At 65.6% G+C, this 19144-nt stretch carries 16 protein-coding genes and 2 pseudogenes; 8 read left to right on the plus strand and 10 right to left on the minus strand.

Going from position 1 to position 19144, the window contains the following annotated elements; translation table 11 throughout:
• Positions 1-301 precede the first annotated feature (301 nt).
• Positions 302-466 (plus strand): annotated as a pseudogene (locus ACX80M_RS12410) (dihydrofolate reductase family protein); the annotation flags it as partial.
• A gap of 6 nt (positions 467-472) precedes the next feature.
• Here the strand turns inward: ACX80M_RS12410 and ACX80M_RS12415 are convergent.
• Together ACX80M_RS12415 and ACX80M_RS12420 are read right to left on the minus strand one after the other, a co-directional pair.
• Positions 473-1468 carry an aldo/keto reductase family protein gene (locus ACX80M_RS12415; protein WP_252599319.1) on the minus strand — a complete coding sequence of 332 codons (996 nt, stop codon included), beginning with the start codon at positions 1466-1468 and terminating at the stop codon, positions 473-475.
• An 11-nt stretch (positions 1469-1479) separates the two neighbouring features.
• Positions 1480-2547, minus strand: a complete 1068-nt coding sequence (locus ACX80M_RS12420) for a LacI family DNA-binding transcriptional regulator (protein WP_252608786.1) — start codon at positions 2545-2547, stop codon at positions 1480-1482.
• Between the two features lie 173 nt (positions 2548-2720).
• Between ACX80M_RS12420 and ACX80M_RS12425 the strand changes: the two genes are divergently transcribed.
• On the plus strand, positions 2721-3284 hold the full coding sequence (locus ACX80M_RS12425) for a hypothetical protein (protein WP_252608788.1): 564 nt from the start codon (positions 2721-2723) through the stop codon (positions 3282-3284).
• On the opposite strand, the gene fdhA is transcribed toward ACX80M_RS12425, so the two are convergent.
• The 3 genes from fdhA to ACX80M_RS12440 all read right to left on the minus strand — a co-directional run bounded on the left by fdhA (position 3218) and on the right by ACX80M_RS12440 (position 5655).
• The gene (fdhA, locus tag ACX80M_RS12430) at positions 3218-4429 is read right to left on the minus strand and encodes a formaldehyde dehydrogenase, glutathione-independent (protein ID WP_252599322.1); all 1212 of its coding nucleotides are present in this window, start codon (positions 4427-4429) and stop codon (positions 3218-3220) included. The two genes, ACX80M_RS12425 and fdhA, sit on opposite strands and share 67 nt — an antisense overlap.
• 263 nt (positions 4430-4692) lie before the next feature.
• On the minus strand, positions 4693-5442 hold the full coding sequence (locus tag ACX80M_RS12435) for a YncE family protein (RefSeq protein ID WP_252608790.1): 750 nt from the start codon (positions 5440-5442) through the stop codon (positions 4693-4695).
• A gap of 12 nt (positions 5443-5454) precedes the next feature.
• Complete coding sequence (locus ACX80M_RS12440) at positions 5455-5655, minus strand: hypothetical protein (protein WP_252608793.1); 201 nt, start codon at positions 5653-5655, stop codon at positions 5455-5457.
• 92 nt (positions 5656-5747) lie between these two features.
• On the opposite strand from ACX80M_RS12440, the gene ACX80M_RS12445 reads away from it, so the two are divergent.
• On the plus strand, positions 5748-5930 hold the full coding sequence (locus ACX80M_RS12445) for a hypothetical protein (protein ID WP_252608794.1): 183 nt from the start codon (positions 5748-5750) through the stop codon (positions 5928-5930).
• 320 nt (positions 5931-6250) lie between these two features.
• On the opposite strand, the pseudogene ACX80M_RS12450 reads toward ACX80M_RS12445, so the two are convergent.
• Both ACX80M_RS12450 and ACX80M_RS12455 read right to left on the minus strand, forming a co-directional pair.
• A pseudogene (locus ACX80M_RS12450) lies at positions 6251-6457 on the minus strand (SOS response-associated peptidase family protein); the annotation flags it as partial.
• A gap of 50 nt (positions 6458-6507) precedes the next feature.
• A complete protein-coding gene (locus tag ACX80M_RS12455) occupies positions 6508-7185 on the minus strand; it encodes a TetR/AcrR family transcriptional regulator (protein WP_252608797.1) in 678 nt (225 codons plus the stop codon).
• Between the two features lie 229 nt (positions 7186-7414).
• Here ACX80M_RS12455 and ACX80M_RS12460 point away from each other — a divergent pair, with 229 nt between their 5' ends.
• The 5 genes from ACX80M_RS12460 (at position 7415) to atzF (ending at position 16163) form a co-directional block, all read left to right on the plus strand.
• A complete protein-coding gene (locus ACX80M_RS12460) occupies positions 7415-8932 on the plus strand; it encodes an amino acid permease (protein ID WP_252608799.1) in 1518 nt (505 codons plus the stop codon).
• Between the two features lie 82 nt (positions 8933-9014).
• Positions 9015-9890, plus strand: coding sequence for an urea amidolyase associated protein UAAP1 (locus tag ACX80M_RS12465; RefSeq protein WP_252608801.1), 876 nt, complete (start codon positions 9015-9017; stop codon positions 9888-9890).
• Positions 9887-10570, plus strand: coding sequence for an urea amidolyase associated protein UAAP2 (locus tag ACX80M_RS12470; protein ID WP_252608803.1), 684 nt, complete (start codon positions 9887-9889; stop codon positions 10568-10570). Before ACX80M_RS12465 ends, ACX80M_RS12470 begins: the two co-directional genes overlap by 4 nt.
• Positions 10567-14310, plus strand: coding sequence for an urea carboxylase (gene uca / locus ACX80M_RS12475; RefSeq protein WP_459309769.1), 3744 nt, complete (start codon positions 10567-10569; stop codon positions 14308-14310). The genes ACX80M_RS12470 and uca overlap by 4 nt, the downstream gene beginning before the upstream one ends.
• Entirely contained in the window at positions 14307-16163 is a 1857-nt protein-coding gene (gene atzF, locus ACX80M_RS12480; protein ID WP_252608807.1) for an allophanate hydrolase, read from the plus strand. Before uca ends, atzF begins: the two co-directional genes overlap by 4 nt.
• A 409-nt stretch (positions 16164-16572) precedes the next feature.
• Here atzF and ACX80M_RS12485 read toward each other — a convergent pair whose 3' ends face one another.
• From ACX80M_RS12485 to ACX80M_RS12495, 3 genes are all read right to left on the minus strand, one after another.
• Positions 16573-16893: a hypothetical protein gene (locus tag ACX80M_RS12485; RefSeq protein ID WP_252608809.1), complete on the minus strand. Its 321-nt coding sequence runs from the start codon at positions 16891-16893 to the stop codon at positions 16573-16575.
• 516 nt (positions 16894-17409) lie between these two features.
• The gene (locus ACX80M_RS12490; RefSeq protein WP_305887088.1) at positions 17410-18177 is read right to left on the minus strand and encodes an amino acid ABC transporter ATP-binding protein; all 768 of its coding nucleotides are present in this window, start codon (positions 18175-18177) and stop codon (positions 17410-17412) included.
• On the minus strand, positions 18174-19133 hold the full coding sequence (locus ACX80M_RS12495) for an amino acid ABC transporter permease (protein ID WP_252608916.1): 960 nt from the start codon (positions 19131-19133) through the stop codon (positions 18174-18176). Before ACX80M_RS12495 ends, ACX80M_RS12490 begins: the two co-directional genes overlap by 4 nt.
• Between the last annotated feature and the right edge of the window lie 11 nt (positions 19134-19144).

The raw sequence follows: 19144 nt of genomic DNA on the forward strand, positions 1-19144 counted from the left end.
CACGGAATTGCCGGCGCTGTCCACACCTGCCCCGTTAACCATGGCAACCTACAACCGCAGGGGTCCGCGACGCCTTTCTCGATGGATACCAAACAGTGCGACGACTCACCCGACTCGAACACAAATGGCTGCACGCACTCGTGCTGTTGCCGGGAATCCCAGCCATCCCACCCGGCGATGACCCCGCCGGGTGGGCCAGCGCTCTGTAAGCCGGTGACTGGTGGAGAAGTTCCTATATCGGCTTCCCGCTATGCCAGGCGAGAAACTGGCCTTCCGCGCGCACATCCTGGGTGGGATGAGGAGCAAGGACGTGGCCATTGCCGGCGGAGCGCAGACCGCCCAGCAATACCTATCGGCGGGGCTGATCGACGAGCTGCGGCTCCACATCTCGCCAATCCTCCTGGGAGCGGGCGAACGGCTGCTCGACGGCGTCGCGAACCTCAAGCTTGAACCGACGGAAATGCGGCTGCCGCTAGACGCGCGTTGGGAAGGACTCCACCTTGGCTGGATCCCGCTCGACGACGTCGCCCAGCACCCCGTCAATACGGTCCAGAGTGTCCTGGCCCAGCGGGAGGTCGGCGGCCTTGACAGTGTCGTCGAGCTGCTCAGAGCGGCTGGCGCCGACAATCGCCGCGGAAACGTTGGGGTTCGCCAACACCCAAGCCACGGCCAGGGTAGCCAGCGGCACACCGAGGTCCGCGGCAATCGGCTTGAGCTTCTCCACCCGCTCCAGCACCTCGGGTTGCATGAACTTGTGCTCAGTCTTCAGCCCGCCGTCGTCGGCGGTGAATCGGCTGCCGGCCGGTACGGTGGAGGCACCGTACTTGCCGCTCAGCACGCCTTGGGCCAGCGGCGACCAGCACACCTGGGTGATCCCGAGCTCTTCGCAGACCGGCACCACTTCAGGTTCGATCACGCGCCACAGCATGTTGTACTGCGGCTGGCTGGAGACGAACTGGATGCCCAGTTCGCCCGCCAACGCGGCGCCCGCGCGGATCTCCGCCACGGTCCATTCCGAGACGCCGATGTAGTGGGCCTTCCCGGCACGGACGATATCCGCAAAGGCACCCATCGTCTCCTCGAGCGGGGTCTCGTAGTCATAGCGGTGCGCCTGATAGACGTCCACGTAGTCCGTCTGCAAGCGGCGCAGCGAACCGTTGATGGATTCCATGACGTGCTTGCGGGACAGGCCACGGTCGTTCTTCCCGGTGCCGGTTGGGAAGAACGCCTTGGTCATGACCTCGATGCCCTCGCGGCGCACACCCTTGAGTGCTTCGCCGAGCATCGTTTCGGCCTTTGTGCCTGCGTAGGCGTCGGCGGTGTCGAAAGTGGTGATGCCAAGGTCCAGGGCCTTGCGCACGCATGCCGTGGCAACATCCTGGTCCACGGTTTCGCCGTGGGTGGCCCAGTTGCCCAGCGCGATCGAGCTGACGTACATGCCGCTGTTGCCGAGTTTGCGATACTGCATAAAGTTTCCTTTCAGAGTTTGCCGGGGTGTCCGGCGGAATACTGAGAATCCGGGGCGGTAAGTGTTGTGCGCAGGGCCCGGGGCGGTGCGGTGGTCTCCCGTACCACCAGGCGTGCCGGACGGGCAAGGTTGGCCGCTTGCCCTCCATGCATGACCTCCAGGAGGATCCGGGCGACGTCCTGTCCTTGTTCGGCCACCTCGTGGTCCATCGTTGTCAGGCCCACGACGTCGCAGAGCTCGTGGTTATCGAATCCGACCACAGAGAAATCCCGGGGAACTTCCAGGCCTGCCTGGCGGAGGACCTTAAGGACCCCGAAGGCCATCTCATCGGAGGCTACAAAAGCCGCGGTCGGAGCGCGTCCAGCGACAAGCAGCCGGGACATGGCCGCCGCGCCCCCAGCGACACTGTTCTCATCGAATTGTTCAAGGGCGACGTCCAGGGTCAGTCCGGCCTCGGCCAGAGCCTCCCGGTATCCCACCAGCCGCTCCAAGGGCGGCACACCGCCCAAATTGCTGCCCTCCTCATCACGGATGCCGATGAACGCTATCTGCTCATGGCCTAGGTTCAACAGGTGCCTCACAGCAGCCCGCCCGGCCCCGACGTTGTCCACAGACACCGATCCGGCGCCCTGCGCTTGAGCCCCAAGCAAAGCCACCGCCTGCCCCTGGGAGGCGAGCGATTCCAGCTCCTCCCTGCTCGGCTGCAGGGCCATGATGATGACCCCGTCCGTACGGCCATGCAAATGCACGGTGCCGAAGAACCTCTGACGCTGTCCGGCAGTGGCGAGCTCGTAGAGGAGCACATCGAATCCGGCCTCCCGGAGCGTGTGTGTGGCCTCGCCAATAACCTTTCCGAAAAACCACTTGGCCAGCACCGGTACCACGATGCCCACGGTCATCGTCCGGCCTGTCGCAAGACGCGACGCAGCCGGGGATGCCGAATACCCTAGCTCATCGGCCGCCTTCTGCACGCGCTTGCGAGTTGCCGTCGAAACACCCGGAACGGAACGCAGCGCACGGGAGACTGTTGATATGGAGACCCCAGCACGTTCCGCCACTGATTCAACGTTTGCTACCATGCAACCTATGCTAGACAAGCATTCCGCAGTAACGCAAGCGCTTGCAATGCGTTCAGCGCGTCGCTGACTCCAATGCCGACGCCGGGGACTCATAACCGGGCTGACCAGCCTCCGGCTACATCGCCCAGCAGCTCGCCATTTCCCATCCACAAAAGGTTGCCGCACTGGTGCTGGTGGGCTGTCCCCTGAGCCTCCACGGGCGGGCACCCTTCGCCGACGAAGTGGACCGCCTGACGGACCCCCTCGACGAGGGCTGGGTCCGGGATTCCCTGACCTGGTTTGCCCTGCTGCACGATGTTCCGCGGTGGTCGCTCGAGGACCGCGTGCGCGACGGTCTCAGGATGCCAGCCCACGTGTGGAAAGCCATCCTGAACGGCCTGGGCGAGGCCACCCCGCCCACGGAAGCGGGAACCATCAACGCCCCCACGCTGATCCTGTGGGGCGCGCAGGACGGCTTGCTGTCACGCAGCGACCAGGAAACCCCTAGCCACCCGGATCCCCGGCTCCGCGCTGAAGGTGTACCCCGGAATGGCACATCTTGTGCTGTGGGAGTGCCCGGAACAAGTGGCGGAAGATACGACGGCGTTCCTCAGCTTGCTCGGTTGAGGTCAGGCACCAAACCAGCGGCCGCCGTCGTGATTCCCGACGACGGCGGCCGCCCGGCAGGCGCTCAGCTGAGGTATCCGTTCGGGTTGAGGACGTACTTGGTGGCCGCTCCGGCGTCGAACTCGGCATAGCCCTTGGGCGCATCCTCCAGGCTGATCGCCTTCGCGTTCACGTTCTTGGCGATGCTCACCTTGTCGTGCAGGATGGCCATCATCAGTTGCCGGTTGTACTTCATCACCGGGCATTGTCCGGTGGTGAAGCTGAGCGACTTGGCCCAGCCAGTGCCCAGGCTCAGGCTCAGCGCACCCTTCTTGGCAGCTTCGTCCACGCCGCCCGGATCGCCGGTGACGTACAGCCCGGGAATGCCCAGCGCACCGCCGGCCGCGGTGATTTCCATCAGCGAATTCAGCACCGTAGCGGGCGCCTCCTTGGCGTCATGGCCGTGGCCGCGCGCTTCGAAGCCCACCGCGTCCACGCCGCAGTCCACTTCCGGGACGCCCAGGATCTGCTCGATCTGCTCCGCCGGGCCGCCCTTGCTCAGGTCAATCGTTTCGCACCCGAAACTGCGCGCCTGCTTCAGCCTGTCCTCGTTCAGATCGCCCACAATCACGACGGCGGCACCCAGCAAGTGCGCGCTGGTGGCCGCTGCGAGGCCAACAGGCCCAGCGCCGGCCACATACACTGTGGAGCCGACGCCCACCCCGGCCGTCACGGCGCCGTGGAAGCCGGTGGGGAAAATGTCCGACAGCATGGTCAGGTCCATGATCTTTTCCAGGGCCTGGTCCTTGTCCGGAAACTTCAGCAGGTTCCAGTCTGCGTACGGGACCAGCACATAATTGGCCTGGCCGCCCACCCAGCCGCCCATATCCACATAGCCGTAGGCGCTGCCGGGGCGGTCCGGATTAACGTTCAGGCAGATGCCGGTCTTGCGTTCCTTGCAGTTCCGGCAGCGGCCGCAGGCGATGTTGAAGGGCACCGAACAGATGTCCCCCACTTTGATGAACTCGACGCCGGGACCAACCTCCACCACCTCGCCGGTGATCTCGTGCCCCAGCACCAGGTTGGGCGGCGCCGTGGTGCGCCCGCGGACCATGTGCTGGTCCGAACCGCAGATGTTGGTGGCCACGGTTTTCAGGATGACCCCGTGGGGTACTGTGCGCCCCACGTTCGCCGGATTCACGCCCGGGCCGTCTTGGAGTTCGAAGCTTGGATAGTCGATGTCGATCAGTTCGACCTTGCCCGGTTCTTTGTAGGCAACGGCTTTGTTCCCAGTCATCAGTGCTCTCCTCTGGTCAGAACGGCGAAGCCCAGTGGGGCCGCCATGAATCATGAGTGTTGCGATGGATCCCCACGTGCAGGGCCTGCCCGTTGCTTGAGCAGCTGGATGTTTTCCTGGCGTTGGGGGTCCGGCCAGTCTAGGCATGCCGGCCCGAAGGGTCCATAGCCCGAACCCCTTATTTGCTCCCCTGCCGGGGGCCGTCTGGCCTGGCGGGGCAGGTTGGCCTGGCGGAATTCAGGCCGGCCGGCCTGGACCGGATGCTAATTGAAGGTCCAGGCGGGCAACTCCGCCTTGCCCCGTCGTCGCCGCCGCAGCACCGCGATCAGGGCACCGGCGCCGCCCAGCAACAGGGCCGCCGCCCCGGCGGCGATCGCCGTAAGTCCGAGACCGGAGACTCCGCCAGTGGTACCCCCGGCTGAAGAACCTCCGCCGGACCCCGGGGACTCCGCGCTGGGCTCCCCGCCGTCGGGCGTTCCCGCACCAGGCGCGGGCGCACCTGCAGCGGCAATCAACGTCAGGGACCTGCCGCCCCTGTTGACCACCACCACGGAGCCGTCGGCCCGGACCGCTATACGGCCGGGGTCCTCACTGGTGGGAATCGCCGCCGCCGCGGCCGTGGCCCCGGGCGGGATGACCGAGACCGTGTTGTCCGCGCTGTTGGTCACGTAGACCGCGCTGTCCGGAGTGGCCACCACCTCCTGCGGTGCAGCGCCCACGGGGATCCGCCGCGCCACTGTGGCACCGCCCGGTTCGATGACCGCCACGTCGTTTCTGAGGATGTTTGCCACATAGACGGTTCCGTCCGGCGCGGCGGCAATCCCGTGCGGGTGGTCCTTCGCGCCGACGGTGATGGTGTGGGAGGGGCTCGGCGAACCGGCGGCCACCACTGTGACAGTGCCCTCGTACTCGTTGGTGGCGTACGCCGTCCCGTCCTTAGCCAGGGCCACCTCCACCGGGTAAGGCCCCGCCTGGATAGCGCGCTCGGTCCATACACCGCCAGGCGGCACCACCGAAAGGCTCCCTTAGGCCGGGTTGGCCACGTACAGCGATCCGTCCGGTCCGGCCGTCAGCCAGTGCTCGCCCGGGGTCACCCCGATCGCAAAGCCCGCTTCAGCCGCACCGGGGGCCACCACGCCGATCTGGGCCTGCCCGGACTCTGTCGACTGGAGCACGTAAAGGGTCCCGTCCGTCGTCACCGCCAGCGACGAGGGAAAACGTCCCACCTTGATGGTGCGGGAAGCGCGCGTTTCGCCGGGCTTGAAAACGCTGACGCCGCCCGCCCAGTGGTAAGCCGGCGTCGATCACCGTGGTTTCAGTGACGGCCGGATCAGTCGCCGTCGGGTCCTCGGCGGACGCCGGGAGCGCGACGACGGCGGGGCCCAGCAGGAGCCCGGCCGCGGCCAGCAGCGCCATGCCTGCGCGCAGCGACGTTGGTGTCTTCGTGCCCTCCTACCTGTCGCCGTTAGCGCTGTGGCCGCTGGGGGTGAAACTTGGCTGAGGATGGCGGTTCAAGTGTCGCTCAAGCCGAGGGCTGGGATTACTAGTGCCCTAAGTTCCAGGAACAATGAGGTCAGCCCGGAGGCGTGTCCCGTCAGCGGCGAAGAACCTGTCCTCTTCATCCATCCAACGACCCAAAGCGCCCTGTGACCTTCTCCGTCCCGATCTATGCCGCGTCGCATACGCTCGTCCTTTTGGGCCTCCACCCATATCGCGAAGGCAATCTTCGCCGAGGCTCTCCCGTCAGGTACAGGTAACGCCTTCGATGAGCAGCACCGGACTCCAGCTCACTGTTGTCCGACGACCCAGGAGATCACCGAATATGTCCTTGGCCCAGGACGGCACCAGGCCCCAGCGGGCAACGAGCAGGTGCCGGTCAATCGCCCCGTCCTCAAGCCGCTCGGCAATAATCGGCACGCCCTGGGTGGGCACCACGTTCCAGCTCGGCGCCGGCGGAGTCCCCTCCACCTCGTTGGCATAAGTGCGATTGCTAAGTTGTTTGGCGGTGAACGAAAGCGCAGTTCGCATTGGCGGTTTGTGTTGAAGATCCTGGGTTGCGGTGTTGTTTGCGGCCTTTTCTAGGCTTTGAAATCCGAGATGAGTTTCGCACTCCGTGCCCGGATTGGGGCTAGATGTTCGCCAATGCCGCTGAGCACAATGCCGGCGTCGGCCGCCTGGAGCGCGGATTCCGGGATGGACAGCCCGTCTGCGCGGAGGCTGATTAGGGTCTCCACGAGTCGAAAGGCCAGATCTCCGTTCTGGCCGGTGGCGGTCCAGTCGTTCTCGGGGAGTGCTGCCCCCAGGCGTTGGTACAGTCCCCGGAGTTCCCGTCTGTCTTTAGTGAAGCTGTGGAACCGTTCGCTGCGTGATTCCGGGAGGTTGTAGAGCACGCCGACGTTCCAGCGGGCATTGCACAGTTGGGTTCCGTCAAACAACGCGACGGCGTGGAGCCGGGCACCAGCCGATACGGGGTCGCGATCGCCGTCGGCCCCCGCGCAGATGCCGCGGGCAAAACCGAGGCCGCTGGATACTGTGCCCGCGAGCAGCACCTCAAGAATGTCGTCCTTGGTCTTGAAGTGGTGGTACAGCGAGGACTGGCGGATCCCCACGGCCTCCGCGATGGACCGCGTCGACGTGGTGGCATAGCCCTGGATGGTAAAGAGTTCGGCGGCGGCGTCGAGGATTTCTTCACGTGCGGTGGCTCCCGGGCGGGAGGGTTGCTGATTACGGGGGCGTCCGGGGCCGGTTGTTGTCACTGCATTATTCTTGCACTCCGGGCGCACCATCTGCTGCCGCCTCGGTGGCGGTGAGGAGCCCGAAATGTGGTGGAAATGAACCGTCAATCAACTCTTTACAACGGGGAAACGAGTTCGGGATCGCGGCCTGTAAAACTATCAATTGACCGGTATTCCGCAGCGCCGGCACCACAGCGCTGCTTGTGCCGGAAAGCTTTGTCCCAACGCCGTCCCAGCCCCGGAGATCCCGATGACATCCACTGTTCTTCCCAGATCCGCGCAGGCGGATGATGCAGACCTTACGTCTCTTGGCTACCAGCCGTCCCTGCACCGCAAGCTCGGCCGCTATGCTTCATTCGCGGCAGGCTTCTCCTTCGTGTCCATCCTGACCACCATCTTCCAGCTCTTCGCGTTCGGCTACTCCTTTGCCGGACCGGCCTTTTTCTGGACCTGGCCAGTGGTCCTGCTCGGCCAGCTTCTTGTGGCCCTGAATTTTGCAGAGCTTGCCGCCCGCTACCCGCTCTCCGGCGCCGTGTATCAGTGGGCGCGGCGTGTGGGCGGCGAAACGGTTGGCTGGTTTGCCGGCTGGTTCATGGCGCTGGCTCAGGTTGTCACAGCTGCCGCTGCGGCCATTGCCCTGCAGGTGGTCCTTCCCCAGCTCTGGGGCGGCTTTCAGCTGGTTGGTGGCGACGCCGCACTGAACACTGTCTCGGGTGCCGCGAACGCCGCGGTCCTGGGCGCCATTCTGCTGGTGGTCACCACGGTGATCAACTCCATGGGAGTCAGGCTGATGGCCCACGTGAACTCCGTCGGCGTGACGTGCGAGATCGTCGGCGTCATAGCGGTGGTCCTCGCCCTCATCACGGCCGCCCAGCGCGGACCGGACGTCGTGCTGGACACCGTCGTCCTGCAGGGCTCCGATCTTGGCGCTGTAGGCGCGTTCATGGTTTCGGGCCTGATGGCCGCCTATGTCATGGTGGGCTTCAACTCGGCCGGGGAACTCTCCGAAGAGACAAAGGACCCTCGCCGGACCGCACCCCGCACCATCCTCTCGGCCCTGATCATCTCCGGCATCGGCGGGGCGCTGATGATCATCACCGCGCTGATGGCAGCTCCCAGCCTCGATGACGGCCGGCTCGCCACCGAGGGCCTTCCCTATGTGTTAACTGCCGTCCTCGGGACCTTCTGGGGCAAGGTACTCCTGGTCGACGTGGCCGTGGCTATCTTCGTCTGCACGTTGGCCATTCAGACGGCCGGCTCGCGGCTGGTGTTCTCCATGGCCCGAGACGGCAAGCTTCCCGGCTCGGCACTGCTTTCGGCCGTCCATACTACGCGCGGCACGCCGATGTGGCCCTCCATTGCCATCGGCGCACTGGCTGTCGGCGTTCTGGCGATCAATGTAGGCAATGCGGCGCTGTTCACCACGCTCAGCAGCGTTTGCATCGTGATGGTCTATCTGGCCTACCTCCTGGTCACCGTGCCGCAGCTCCTCAACCGCCTCCGCGGCGACTGGGACCGGGTCGGCGAGACCATGCCGGGGGGGTTGTTTTCGCTGGGGCGGTGGGGTCTGCCGATCAATATCCTCGCCGTGCTGTACGGGGCAGTGATGGTGGTCAACCTCGCCTGGCCACGACCCGAGGTCTACGACCCCTCCGGAGAAAACGGAATCCTCCTCTACTCGGCTCCGCTGATGGTGGGCGTAGTGCTGCTCCTCGGTGTGTGGGTCCGACGCTCCAGCGCCCGGTCGGCCGCACGCTCGGAAGCCTGACCACACAGCAGGACTGCAACGCGCGGTTGCAACATCGGATTGTTACACCACCCCCTGCCACGCCAACACCCCCAGGATTGACATGACATTGACCACTGAAGCACCAGCCACCGCCACCACCGCCGGAGCCCGCGCCCACGCCCGGGAGCAGCATGGAAGCGCCGCGGACACCATGCGGCACATCCCGGCCATGTCCGCCCCGGAGCGGCTCACCGCCGACCTGCCGGACAGTGCCAAGGAGCATCTGAGCTGGGCAGAGTCCGTGGCCTTTGGTCGCTACACCGCACTGACGCTGGCCCGGGGGTCCCGGATCCGGCTCACAGACACCAAGGGTGATGCCTGCGTCCATGTCCTGCTCTACCGGACCGGGGCCCTGCACGAGCGGCTCAACGTCGCAGACACCGTCAAGGTTCCGTGGCAGGCGTACCCCACCGCAGGACACCCGCTGCTCTCCGACGCAGGCCGGCTGATGGCCACCATCGTGGCTGACACCTCCGCCAGCCACGATGCCCTGACAGGTGCCACCACCCTAGTCGGAAACACCACCCGCTACGGAGCCGGAACCGCCCACAGCAGCTCGCCGGCCGGGCGGGAACTGCTCACCCTTGGTGCGCTGAAGCAGGGGCTGGGCGTACGCGACGTGGCGCCATCAATCTCGCTGTTCAAGGGGATCCGGGTGGATCCGGACGGCGGCATCCGGTTCACCGGAGGTGCCGGTCCCGGGGCGGCCGTCGACATCCTGCTGCAGATGGATGCGGTACTACTCCTGGCTAACACGGCCCATCCACTTGATCCGAGGCCCGCTTTTACCGGAACCGCCGTGGATGTCCTCGCCTGGCACGCCCCCGAAGACCTGGACCTGCTCGCCGCGGGCCATCTTGTTGGGCCGCTCATGCCCGAACACCGCCAGGCCCTGAACAACACCGAACACGACCTCACGGCAAGGAACGCACGATGAACACCGCCACCGAAACCCGGGCCCCCGTCAACGCAACCGTTAGCCAGACAGCGCTCGTGGCCGGCACCGTCATCCTGGACGAATACGTGGAAGCGCGCGGGCCCTGGTCCGCCGTCATTGCCGCCGGCGACGTCCTGACCATTGTGGACCTGGAAGGCAACCAGGCAGTGGACTGCCTGCTGTACGCCGCCGAGGACACGTCGGTGAGGTACTCAGCCGCCGTCACCATCGCCGCGCAGCGCTCCATCGTGCTGACCACCGGCTCCGTGCTCCGCTCCGATACCGGCGCCCCGCTGATGACGGTTATGGCTGACGAAGTCGGCGTCCACGACACCATCGGCGGCGCCTGCTCCCAGGAATCCAACACCCTCCGCTATGGCCAGCACACCCGCGAGCAGCACGCCTGCGTCGAGAACTTCCTGATCGAGGGTTCCCGCTGGGGGCTGGACAAGCGCGACCTCGTCTCGAACATTAACTGGTTCATGAATGTCCCGGTTGACCCGGACGGTGCCCTCGGCATCGTGGACGGCCTCTCCGCCCGGGGCAAACGCGTGGCCCTTCGGGCGGACATCGACACTCTGGTTCTGGTCTCTAACTGCCCGCAGATCAACAACCCGTGCAACGGCTTCAACCCCACCCCCGTCCGTATGATCGTCACCCGGCCGGAGGCTGCCCTGTGAACCGCTTCGACACCCTGCTCATTGCCAACCGCGGGGAAATCGCGTGCCGCATCATCGAATCCGCGCGGAAGATCGGCCTGCGCACGGTGGCCGTGTACTCCGAAGCGGACCGCGGCGCCCGCCACGTCCGGCTCGCCGATGAGGCCGTGCTCTTGGGCCCGGCACCGGCCAAGGAATCGTACCTGCGCGTCGAGGCGCTGCTGTCGGCCGCTGCGGCAACCGGGGCGGGAGCCATCCACCCCGGCTACGGCTTCCTCTCCGAGGATGCCGGCTTCGCCGAGGCAGTCGAGGCAGCCGGGCTGGTCTTCGTCGGTCCCACCCCGGAGCAGCTCAGAATCTTCGGCACCAAGCACACGGCACGGGATGCCGCCCGCGCTGCCGGCGTCCCGATGATCGCCGGCTCCGGCCTCCTCGCAGGCGTGGACGAGGCCGTACTGGCAGCCCGGGACATCGGCTTCCCGCTGATGCTCAAGGCCACCGGCGGCGGCGGCGGAATCGGGATGACCGTCTGCCGCACCGAGGACGAACTCACCGAGAGCTACCCCCGCGTCGCGCGGCTGGCGGATGCAAGCTTCAGCACGGCCGGCGTCTTCGCCGAGCGGTACGTCGAGCAGGCACGGCACGTGGAAGTGCAGATCTTCGGCGACGGCGAAGGCAGGGTTGTGAGCCTCGGGGACAGGGACTGCTCGCTCCAGCGCCGGCACCAGAAAGTCGTGGAAGAGGCACCCGCCCCGGACCTTCCCGAATCCCTCCGCGACGAACTGCACCGCAGTTCGCGGGCGCTCTGCGCATCTCTGGACTATCGCTCGGCCGGGACCGTGGAATTCGTCTATGACCCGGTCCGCGAGCACGCCTCGTTCCTCGAAGTCAACGCCCGGCTTCAGGTGGAGCATCCCGTCACCGAAGCCATTACGGGTGTGGACCTGGTCGAGTGGATGCTCCGCCTTGCCCAAGGCGGCACCGAAGCAAACTCGGTGCTGGGCGGCCGGCCGGACAGCATTCCCGTGACCGGCTACGCCGTGGAAGCCCGCCTTTATGCCGAAGATCCGGCCCGCAACTTCCAGCCCAGTTCAGGGACCGTGACAAACGCCGTCTACCCCGCAGCCGACGGCGTGCGCGTGGACGCATGGGTGGAAACGGGCAGTGAGGTATCCACCAACTACGACCCCCTCCTTGCCAAGATCATCACCACAGGCGCCGACCGGCACCAGGCCTTCGACAGGCTCGGTGATGCGCTGAAGAACACCCGGATCGACGGCATCGAAACCAACCTCGGAATGCTCCGCGCAGTAACCGGACTGCACGCGGTCCGGAGCGCGGAACATTTCACTGGAACCCTGGATGAGCTGGGTGACCCGGAACCCCGGATCACCGTGGAAAGGCCTGGGCTGCAGACTTCGGTCCAGGACTGGCCCGGACGGGTGGGCCTGTGGCAGGTCGGTGTCCCGCCCAGCGGTCCTATGGACGACCTCTCTTTCCGGCTCGGCAACGAGGCGCTGGGCAACGCGGAGGGCGCGCCCGGGCTTGAGTTCACCATGACCGGCCCCTGCCTGCGCTTCAGCCACAGCACCACCGTGTGCGTCACCGGCGCGGACGTGGTGGCTACCGTGGACGGTACCGAGATTTCCGCTTGGGAACCAGTGACGGTGCCCGCTGGAGGCACGCTTGACATCGGCACGGCCGAAGGATCTGGCCTTCGCGGATACATCCTGTTCCAGGGAGGGCTTGACGTGCCCCGGTATCTCGGCAGCGCCTCAACGTTCACCCTGGGCCAGTTCGGCGGCCACGGCGGGCGTGTACTTCGCGCCGGCGATGTCCTGAGGGCAGCGACAGTCGACGGCGACGACGCTCCGGCCGTTGCTTTTGGCGGGTCGGGACTGGCCGGCAGAGTCCCCTTGGACAGCCGGCCTGCGCTGACGTCCGAATGGGAATTGACGGTAGTCGAAGGACCGCATGGCGCGCCGGAGTTCTTCCAGCGCGAGGACATCGAGGACCTGTATTCGGCCAGCTATGAGGTGCACTTCAACTCTGCCCGGACCGGTGTGCGCCTGATCGGCCCTAAACCCCGATGGGCGCGGGAAGATGGCGGCGAAGCCGGGTTGCACCCCTCAAACATCCACGACACCGCCTATTCCGTGGGAGCCCTGGATTTCACTGGCGACACCCCCATTCTGCTGGGTCCGGACGGTCCCAGCCTGGGCGGCTTCGTCTGCCCGGTCACCGTGGTGAGCGCCGACCGTTGGAAGCTGGGCCAGCTACGTCCCGGTGATACTGTGCGCTTCGTGCCAGTGGAAGCCAGCCGGGCGCCGTCGACCAAGGATCTGGGTCCCGCCCGGCAGTTGGTGCTGCCCGGCGATCACGACTGGGCATCCGGGGCGGTGTCGGCCCCCGGTCTCCGTCGAGGAGACGGCGACGACGGCGTGCTGGGACGGGTGCCCCAAGCCCCGGGCCGGCCTGCTGTCACGTATCGCCGCTCGGGGGACGACAACCTGCTGGTTGAATATGGCGACATGGTCCTTGATCTCAGCCTGCGGGCCCGTGTGCATGCCCTGCACCAGCACATTGAAGGGCTCCGCTTGCCGGGGATCGTTGACCTCACCCCCGGCATCCGTTCCCTGCAGATCAAGGTCGACCCTTCGGTGCTTCCGACCCCGAAGCTGTTGGGCCTGGTGCAGGAAGTCGAGGCTGCCCTGCCGGCAAGTTCAGAGCTGGTGGTGCCCAGCCGCACCGTCCGTCTTCCGCTGTCCTGGGATGACCCGGCCACGCGCGAAGCCATCCAGCGCTACATGGCCGGTGTCCGGGATGACGCTCCCTGGTGCCCGTGGAATATCGAATTCATCAGGCGCATCAACGGCCTGGACTCTGTGGACGAGGTCTTTGACACGGTCTTCAACGCCGAATACCTGGTCCTCGGCCTTGGCGATGTCTACCTTGGCGCCCCGGTAGCTACACCGCTGGACCCCCGCCACCGTCTGGTGACCACCAAGTACAACCCCGCCCGGACCTGGACACCGGAAAATGCCGTGGGAATCGGCGGTGCGTACATGTGCATTTACGGGATGGAAGGCCCTGGTGGATACCAGTTCGTGGGCCGTACCACCCAAGTGTGGTCCCGTTACGCCGATTCCGCGCCGTTCGAGGCCGGTTCGCCCTGGCTGCTGCGGTTCTTTGACCGCATCTCCTGGTACCCGGTCAGCCCCGAAGAACTGTTGGACCTGCGGGCCGACATGGCCGCGGGCCGGGGCCACGGAGTGGAGATCGAGGAGGGCACCTTCTCCTTGGCGGACCATGAGGACTTCCTTGCCCGGAACAGCGACTCGATCGAGGTGTTCCGCGCGAAGCAGGCGGCAGCGTTCACCGTCGAACGCCAAGCGTGGGCCGACGCTGGTGAGTTTGACCGCGCCGACGCAGCAGCCGCCGTTATTCCGATCGCCGAAGAGCTGGTGGTTCCCGAGGGAGGAACGCTGGTTGCCGCGCCTTTCGCCGCGAGCGTGTGGAAGGTGGATGTGGCTCCCGGTGACCGGGTCGCCAAAGACCAGCCGCTGGTTTCGCTGGAGGCCATGAAAATGGAAACGGTGTTGGTTGCCCCGTGCGACGGCGTGGTCCAGCAGGTCCTGCCTGTGGCAGGTTCCCAGGTGGTGCAAGGCGAGGCCCTCGTGGTCATTGCACCACCGGCGGACCAGAACGCAACCGGGCACTCCGACGTGGTTAGCGACGAACTGGAAGAGGCTGCAGCATGAGCACCGTACCCGTAAGCCGATGCGCCACCGAGCGTGTGCGAGCAGCACTGGCCGCCATCGACGCCGTCGACAGGCCGGAAATCTGGATTGCGCTGCGCCCGGCGGATCAACTTCTGGCCGAGGCCGGCCGTATCGACACTGCAGTGGCCGCCGGCGCGGACCTCCCTCTGGCCGGAATGCTCCTTGCCGTGAAGAACAACGTTGACGTGGCGGGGATCAGCACCACGGCGGCATGCCCCGGGTTCGCCTACATGCCGGAGCAGGACGCCGAGGCCGTAGCCCGGCTGCGGGCGGCCGGGGCCGTGGTTCTCGGCGCCACCAACCTGGACCAGTTCGCCACCGGGCTGGTAGGGACGCGAAGCCCGCACGGAGCCGTCCGCGATTCCCGCCGACCCGACCATATTTCCGGCGGTTCCAGTTCAGGCTCCGCCGTCGCAGTGGCCCTGGGGCTCGCCGATGTTGCGATCGGCACGGACACCGCCGGCTCGGGACGGGTACCCGCCGGACTTCAGGGGATTGTGGGCATCAAGGCCACACTCAACGTGGTTTCCACCGCCGGAGTAGTTCCGGCATGCCGCTCGTGGGACGCCGTCACTGTGTTCGCCCGGGACCTGGCGACAGCCGAACTGGCCATGGGAATCATGGCAGGGAACGCACGAACCTGGCCGTCGGACGCCAAGCTTGCCGCACCGGCCCGGCCACGAGTTGCCTATCCATCGGCCTTGCCGGAACTTCCGCAAGATTGGGCTGATGAATTCGGCCGCCAGATTGCCAGGCTTCAGGCTTCGGGAGTTGATGCGGAGCCCATCGAGTTCGACGACTTCCTTGAGGGCGCGCGTCTGCTTTATGACGGCGGTCTGGTGGCTGAGCGCTATGCCGCCGTCGGAGCATTTGTTGCCTCCGCTACCGCTGACTCCGGCAATTCTGACGGGTTGGATCCCACCGTGGCCGGAATTGTCCTCCGGGCTGGCGAGGTCCCTGCCCACCGGTACGTTTCGGACACCGGCAGGCTCAACGACCTCAAGAGCCAGGCAATGGCGCATTTGCGGGGCTTCGATGCACTGATCGTCCCCACAGCACCTTTCCACCCGAGCCTCTCGGACGTCGCCCGCGACCCTGTCGGAGTGAACTCGAAGATGGGGACTTACACCAATTTCTGCAATCTCTTCGACCTGTGCGCTGTCGCCATACCGGCCGGGGAATTGGACGGCTTCCAGTTCGGGCTCACCGTTGTCGGGCGAACGTTCGAGGATGCGGTTGCCGCTGACATCGCCCGCAGAATCGAAACAACGCCTGCCCCACCGGCCCAGTTCGCGGCCGGAGCCGTCCAGGCGCCCCCGGCCGGCCCCCGGAAACCATGGCCGGTGCGGGCGGGCGCCTCCGCTGAGCCGCTCGTCGTGGTTGGGGCACATCGACGAGGGCAGCCCCTGTCCCACGAACTCGAAACCTTAGGTGCCGCCTGGGACGGGGATGTGCGTACGGCGGCCTGCTACCGCATGGTCGCACTGGACACCCAGCCACCGAAACCCGGGGTGTACCGGTCAGAGAACGGGGCGGAGCTCGTGGCAGAGCGCTGGCTGCTGCCGGAAGCGGCGCTGGGACGGTTCCTGGCCGCGCTGCCCGAGCCAATGCTCCTGGGTTCCGTTCGTCTGGCAGACGGTACTCGCGCTGTCGGCTTCGCCTGCGACGCTGTGGCTGCCTCCACTGGCCAGGACATTACAAGCTACGGCGACTGGATCGCTGCAATGGCGGCCGGATTGGAGGGCCCAGGGCAAGACGCCCGCGGTAGCCTCCGGGACTCGCTCCTGACCGGGTTCACCCGGGGTCGCGAGTCAAACACCACACGCGGCTAGCAGTGGCTGCAATCCTCGGATTACAGGAACCTTGAGGCCAGCCCACAGATCACAAACCCATATTCAGATTCCCCAGCTCTGACAGGGGTGGAATGAAACGATCAGAAGAAGATAACCAGCTGGTGGCCACAAATTAGTTTCAGATCTTGCCTTAGCCGCCCGGTGAATCGTCCAACGAACCCGGCGGGCGATGCGGAGCGCCAATATTGGTGGCTGCTCCCCGGTGACGCCGCATACGCGATACCGGAAAATGCCCAGTTAGAGGGCGGAGTGATTCAGTCTCCGGCCGTCGGTTCGTCCAACTCCGTCTGATTGCTCCGATATGGAGATTTGCCCAAACCTAAACGACAGGACGCTCTCCGACGTCTCACGCGCCACTGTCTACCGCGAGCTCCAACGCGCGCAACATTTAGCGCTGCGAAAATGTGGGATCAGAGGTGCCAGCGACGGTGCTTTGCCCGGAGCCGCGAAAGCGCTCGGGCACCGTGTCGTTCAGTGAGAAGGGGCCCCACGCGTCGCTCTTGGGCAGGGTCTCGTCGATTTCATGCCACCGCTCCCATGCCGCTTGGCGCGTGACCCCGAGAGCGGTGGCGATCTCTGCCCAGGACAGGCCCGCCTTCCGTGCGTACTTCACGGTCGTGAGTTCGGTGTGGTCGCACGTCTGGCGGACCTGCTGGATAGCCCTCAGGGTGGCGATTACCTCCGCCTTCCAGCTCTGTGGGCTCGACATGGACGCTCCCGTGGATCGAGGCCCCTTCATTGCCCTATGGACGGTTGGCCCGCCGCTGTATCTCGCCATAACGTCAGCGTGTCCTTACGACGGCAACCTGTCAAGGCACCTTGGCAAGGTCCCATAAGATCCAGCACCGCCCGAGTGTGGAGCGCCCGGTAAGGATCGGCTTAGGTGCACCAGGGCTGCCATTTAGCGCTGCAAAAACACCGCCACTTACCACTGCGATTCACAGCAATTGGGCCAATTTCCCCGCCCACGCACTCTTGCCGGACCCGGAAGGCCCAGCAATGCCGACTATCCTGATGCCACCAACGGCCGATGCACTCAGCACGGCGTTCCGGATGGCCTCCAAAGTGTTGTTCACGCGACAATCCTTCGTGCCAATTGGATCCAGCTCTCTGGCTGACCGGCCAGCGCTGTTAGCGCAGCCGGATAGACCAGCGTTGGTCTTCGCGCCATTCAAAGCTGATCGTCATGCGAACAGCATTCCAGACGCTCTTGGGCGCCGCTCCTTCACAGCACCTTTGAGAGGAACGCCTTGGTCCGGTCCTGCTGGGGATTGCCCAGCAGCTCACGGGGCGGGCCCGCCTCGACCACCACGCCGCCGTCCATAAAGGCGATGGAGTCCGCCACTTCGCGGGCAAAGCCCATCTCGTGGGTCACCACGATCATGGTCATGCCACTCGTGGCCAGTTCCTTCATAACGTCCAGGACCTCACCCACGAGCTCCGGGTCTAGGGCACTGGTCGGTTCGTCGAAGAGCATCAGCTTCGGATCCATGGCCAGGGCCCGGGCGATGGCCACGCGCTGCTGCTGCCCGCCGGACAAGTGCGCCGGGTAGTGATCCGCCTTGTCCCCCAGCCCGACGCGCTCCATCAGCTCCATGGCACGCAGGGTGGCCTTGGCTTTCGGAATGCGTTTGACCCGCATCGGCGCCTGGATGATGTTTTCCAGCGCCGTCATGTGCGGAAACAGGTTGAACCGTTGGAACACCATGCCGATGTCGCGGCGCTGGAGCGCTGCTTCCTTGGGCTTGAGCTCATGAAGCTTGTCGCCCTTTTGCCGGTAACCCACCAGCTGCCCCTCCACGAAGAGCCGGCCGGCGTCGATCTTTTCAAGGTGGTTGATACAGCGCAGGAAAGTGGACTTGCCGGAGCCGCTGGGCCCCACGATGCACAGCACCTCACCGGCCTGCACTTCCAGGCTGATGCTGCGCAGCACGTTGTTGGAACCGAAGCTCTTGGAGATCCGGTCCGCGGTCACCATCGGAGTAGCGCTCATCCTTTGCCTCCCAAATCATTGCCCATTGGCGCAGCAGTCATTGCCGCCGCCCCAGGATCACTTTCCGACGCCGGTCCCGCCTGCCGCCGTCCCGTTCCGCGTGAGAAACGCTTCTCGATGAAGTGCTGCCCCACCATCAGGACAGACGTGAACAGGAGGTACCAGATCGATGCCACGATGAGCAGCGGAACGGGGGTGAAGGTCACCGCGGAGATGCCGCGGGACACCCCGTAGAGGTCGATGCTGAGCGGAATGGCCGCTACGAGCGAGGTGGTTTTGAGCATGGAGATCACCTCATTGCCTGTGGGCGGAATGATGATCTTCATGGCCTGCGGAACCACCACGTAACGCATGGTCTGGCCCCATGACATGGCGAGCGCCGTCGACGCCTCCTCCTGGCCCTCATCCACGGACAGCAGTCCCGCGCGGACAATCTCGGACATGTAGGCGGCCTCATTCAGCGCCAGTCCGATCACCGCGGTGATGTAGAGGTTGGTGAACACGTCGTTGGGAATGGTGATCCACGGCGTCATGAATGGTATCCCGATGGTGAACACGGGGTAGATGAGCGCCACGATGCCCCAGAACACCAGCTGGACGTAGACCGGGGTCCCGCGGAAGATCCACAGGTACAGCCAGGCGATGCTCTTGACCACCGGGTTCGGCGAGAGCCGCATGATGGCCAGAAGGAGCCCCAGGACGATAGCGCCGATCATGGCGTAAATGGTGAGCGTCAGGGTCACCCAGGCCGCCTGGCTGATCCGGCGGTCGAAGAGGTACTTGCCCACCTCCGCCCAGCCGTAGTCGGGCCGCTGCGACGCATCCACGATGAACAGCGCCAGCAGGAACACCAGGACGACGGCGATCGAGATCCGCCAGGGGTGGCGCAGGGGAACGGCCACAATGGCGTCCCCCTGCGCTTGAGTTCCGCCGGTTGCGGGGTTGGGCCGCGCCACGGCGGCATGTT

This window comes from Pseudarthrobacter sp. MDT1-22, assembly GCF_054511035.1.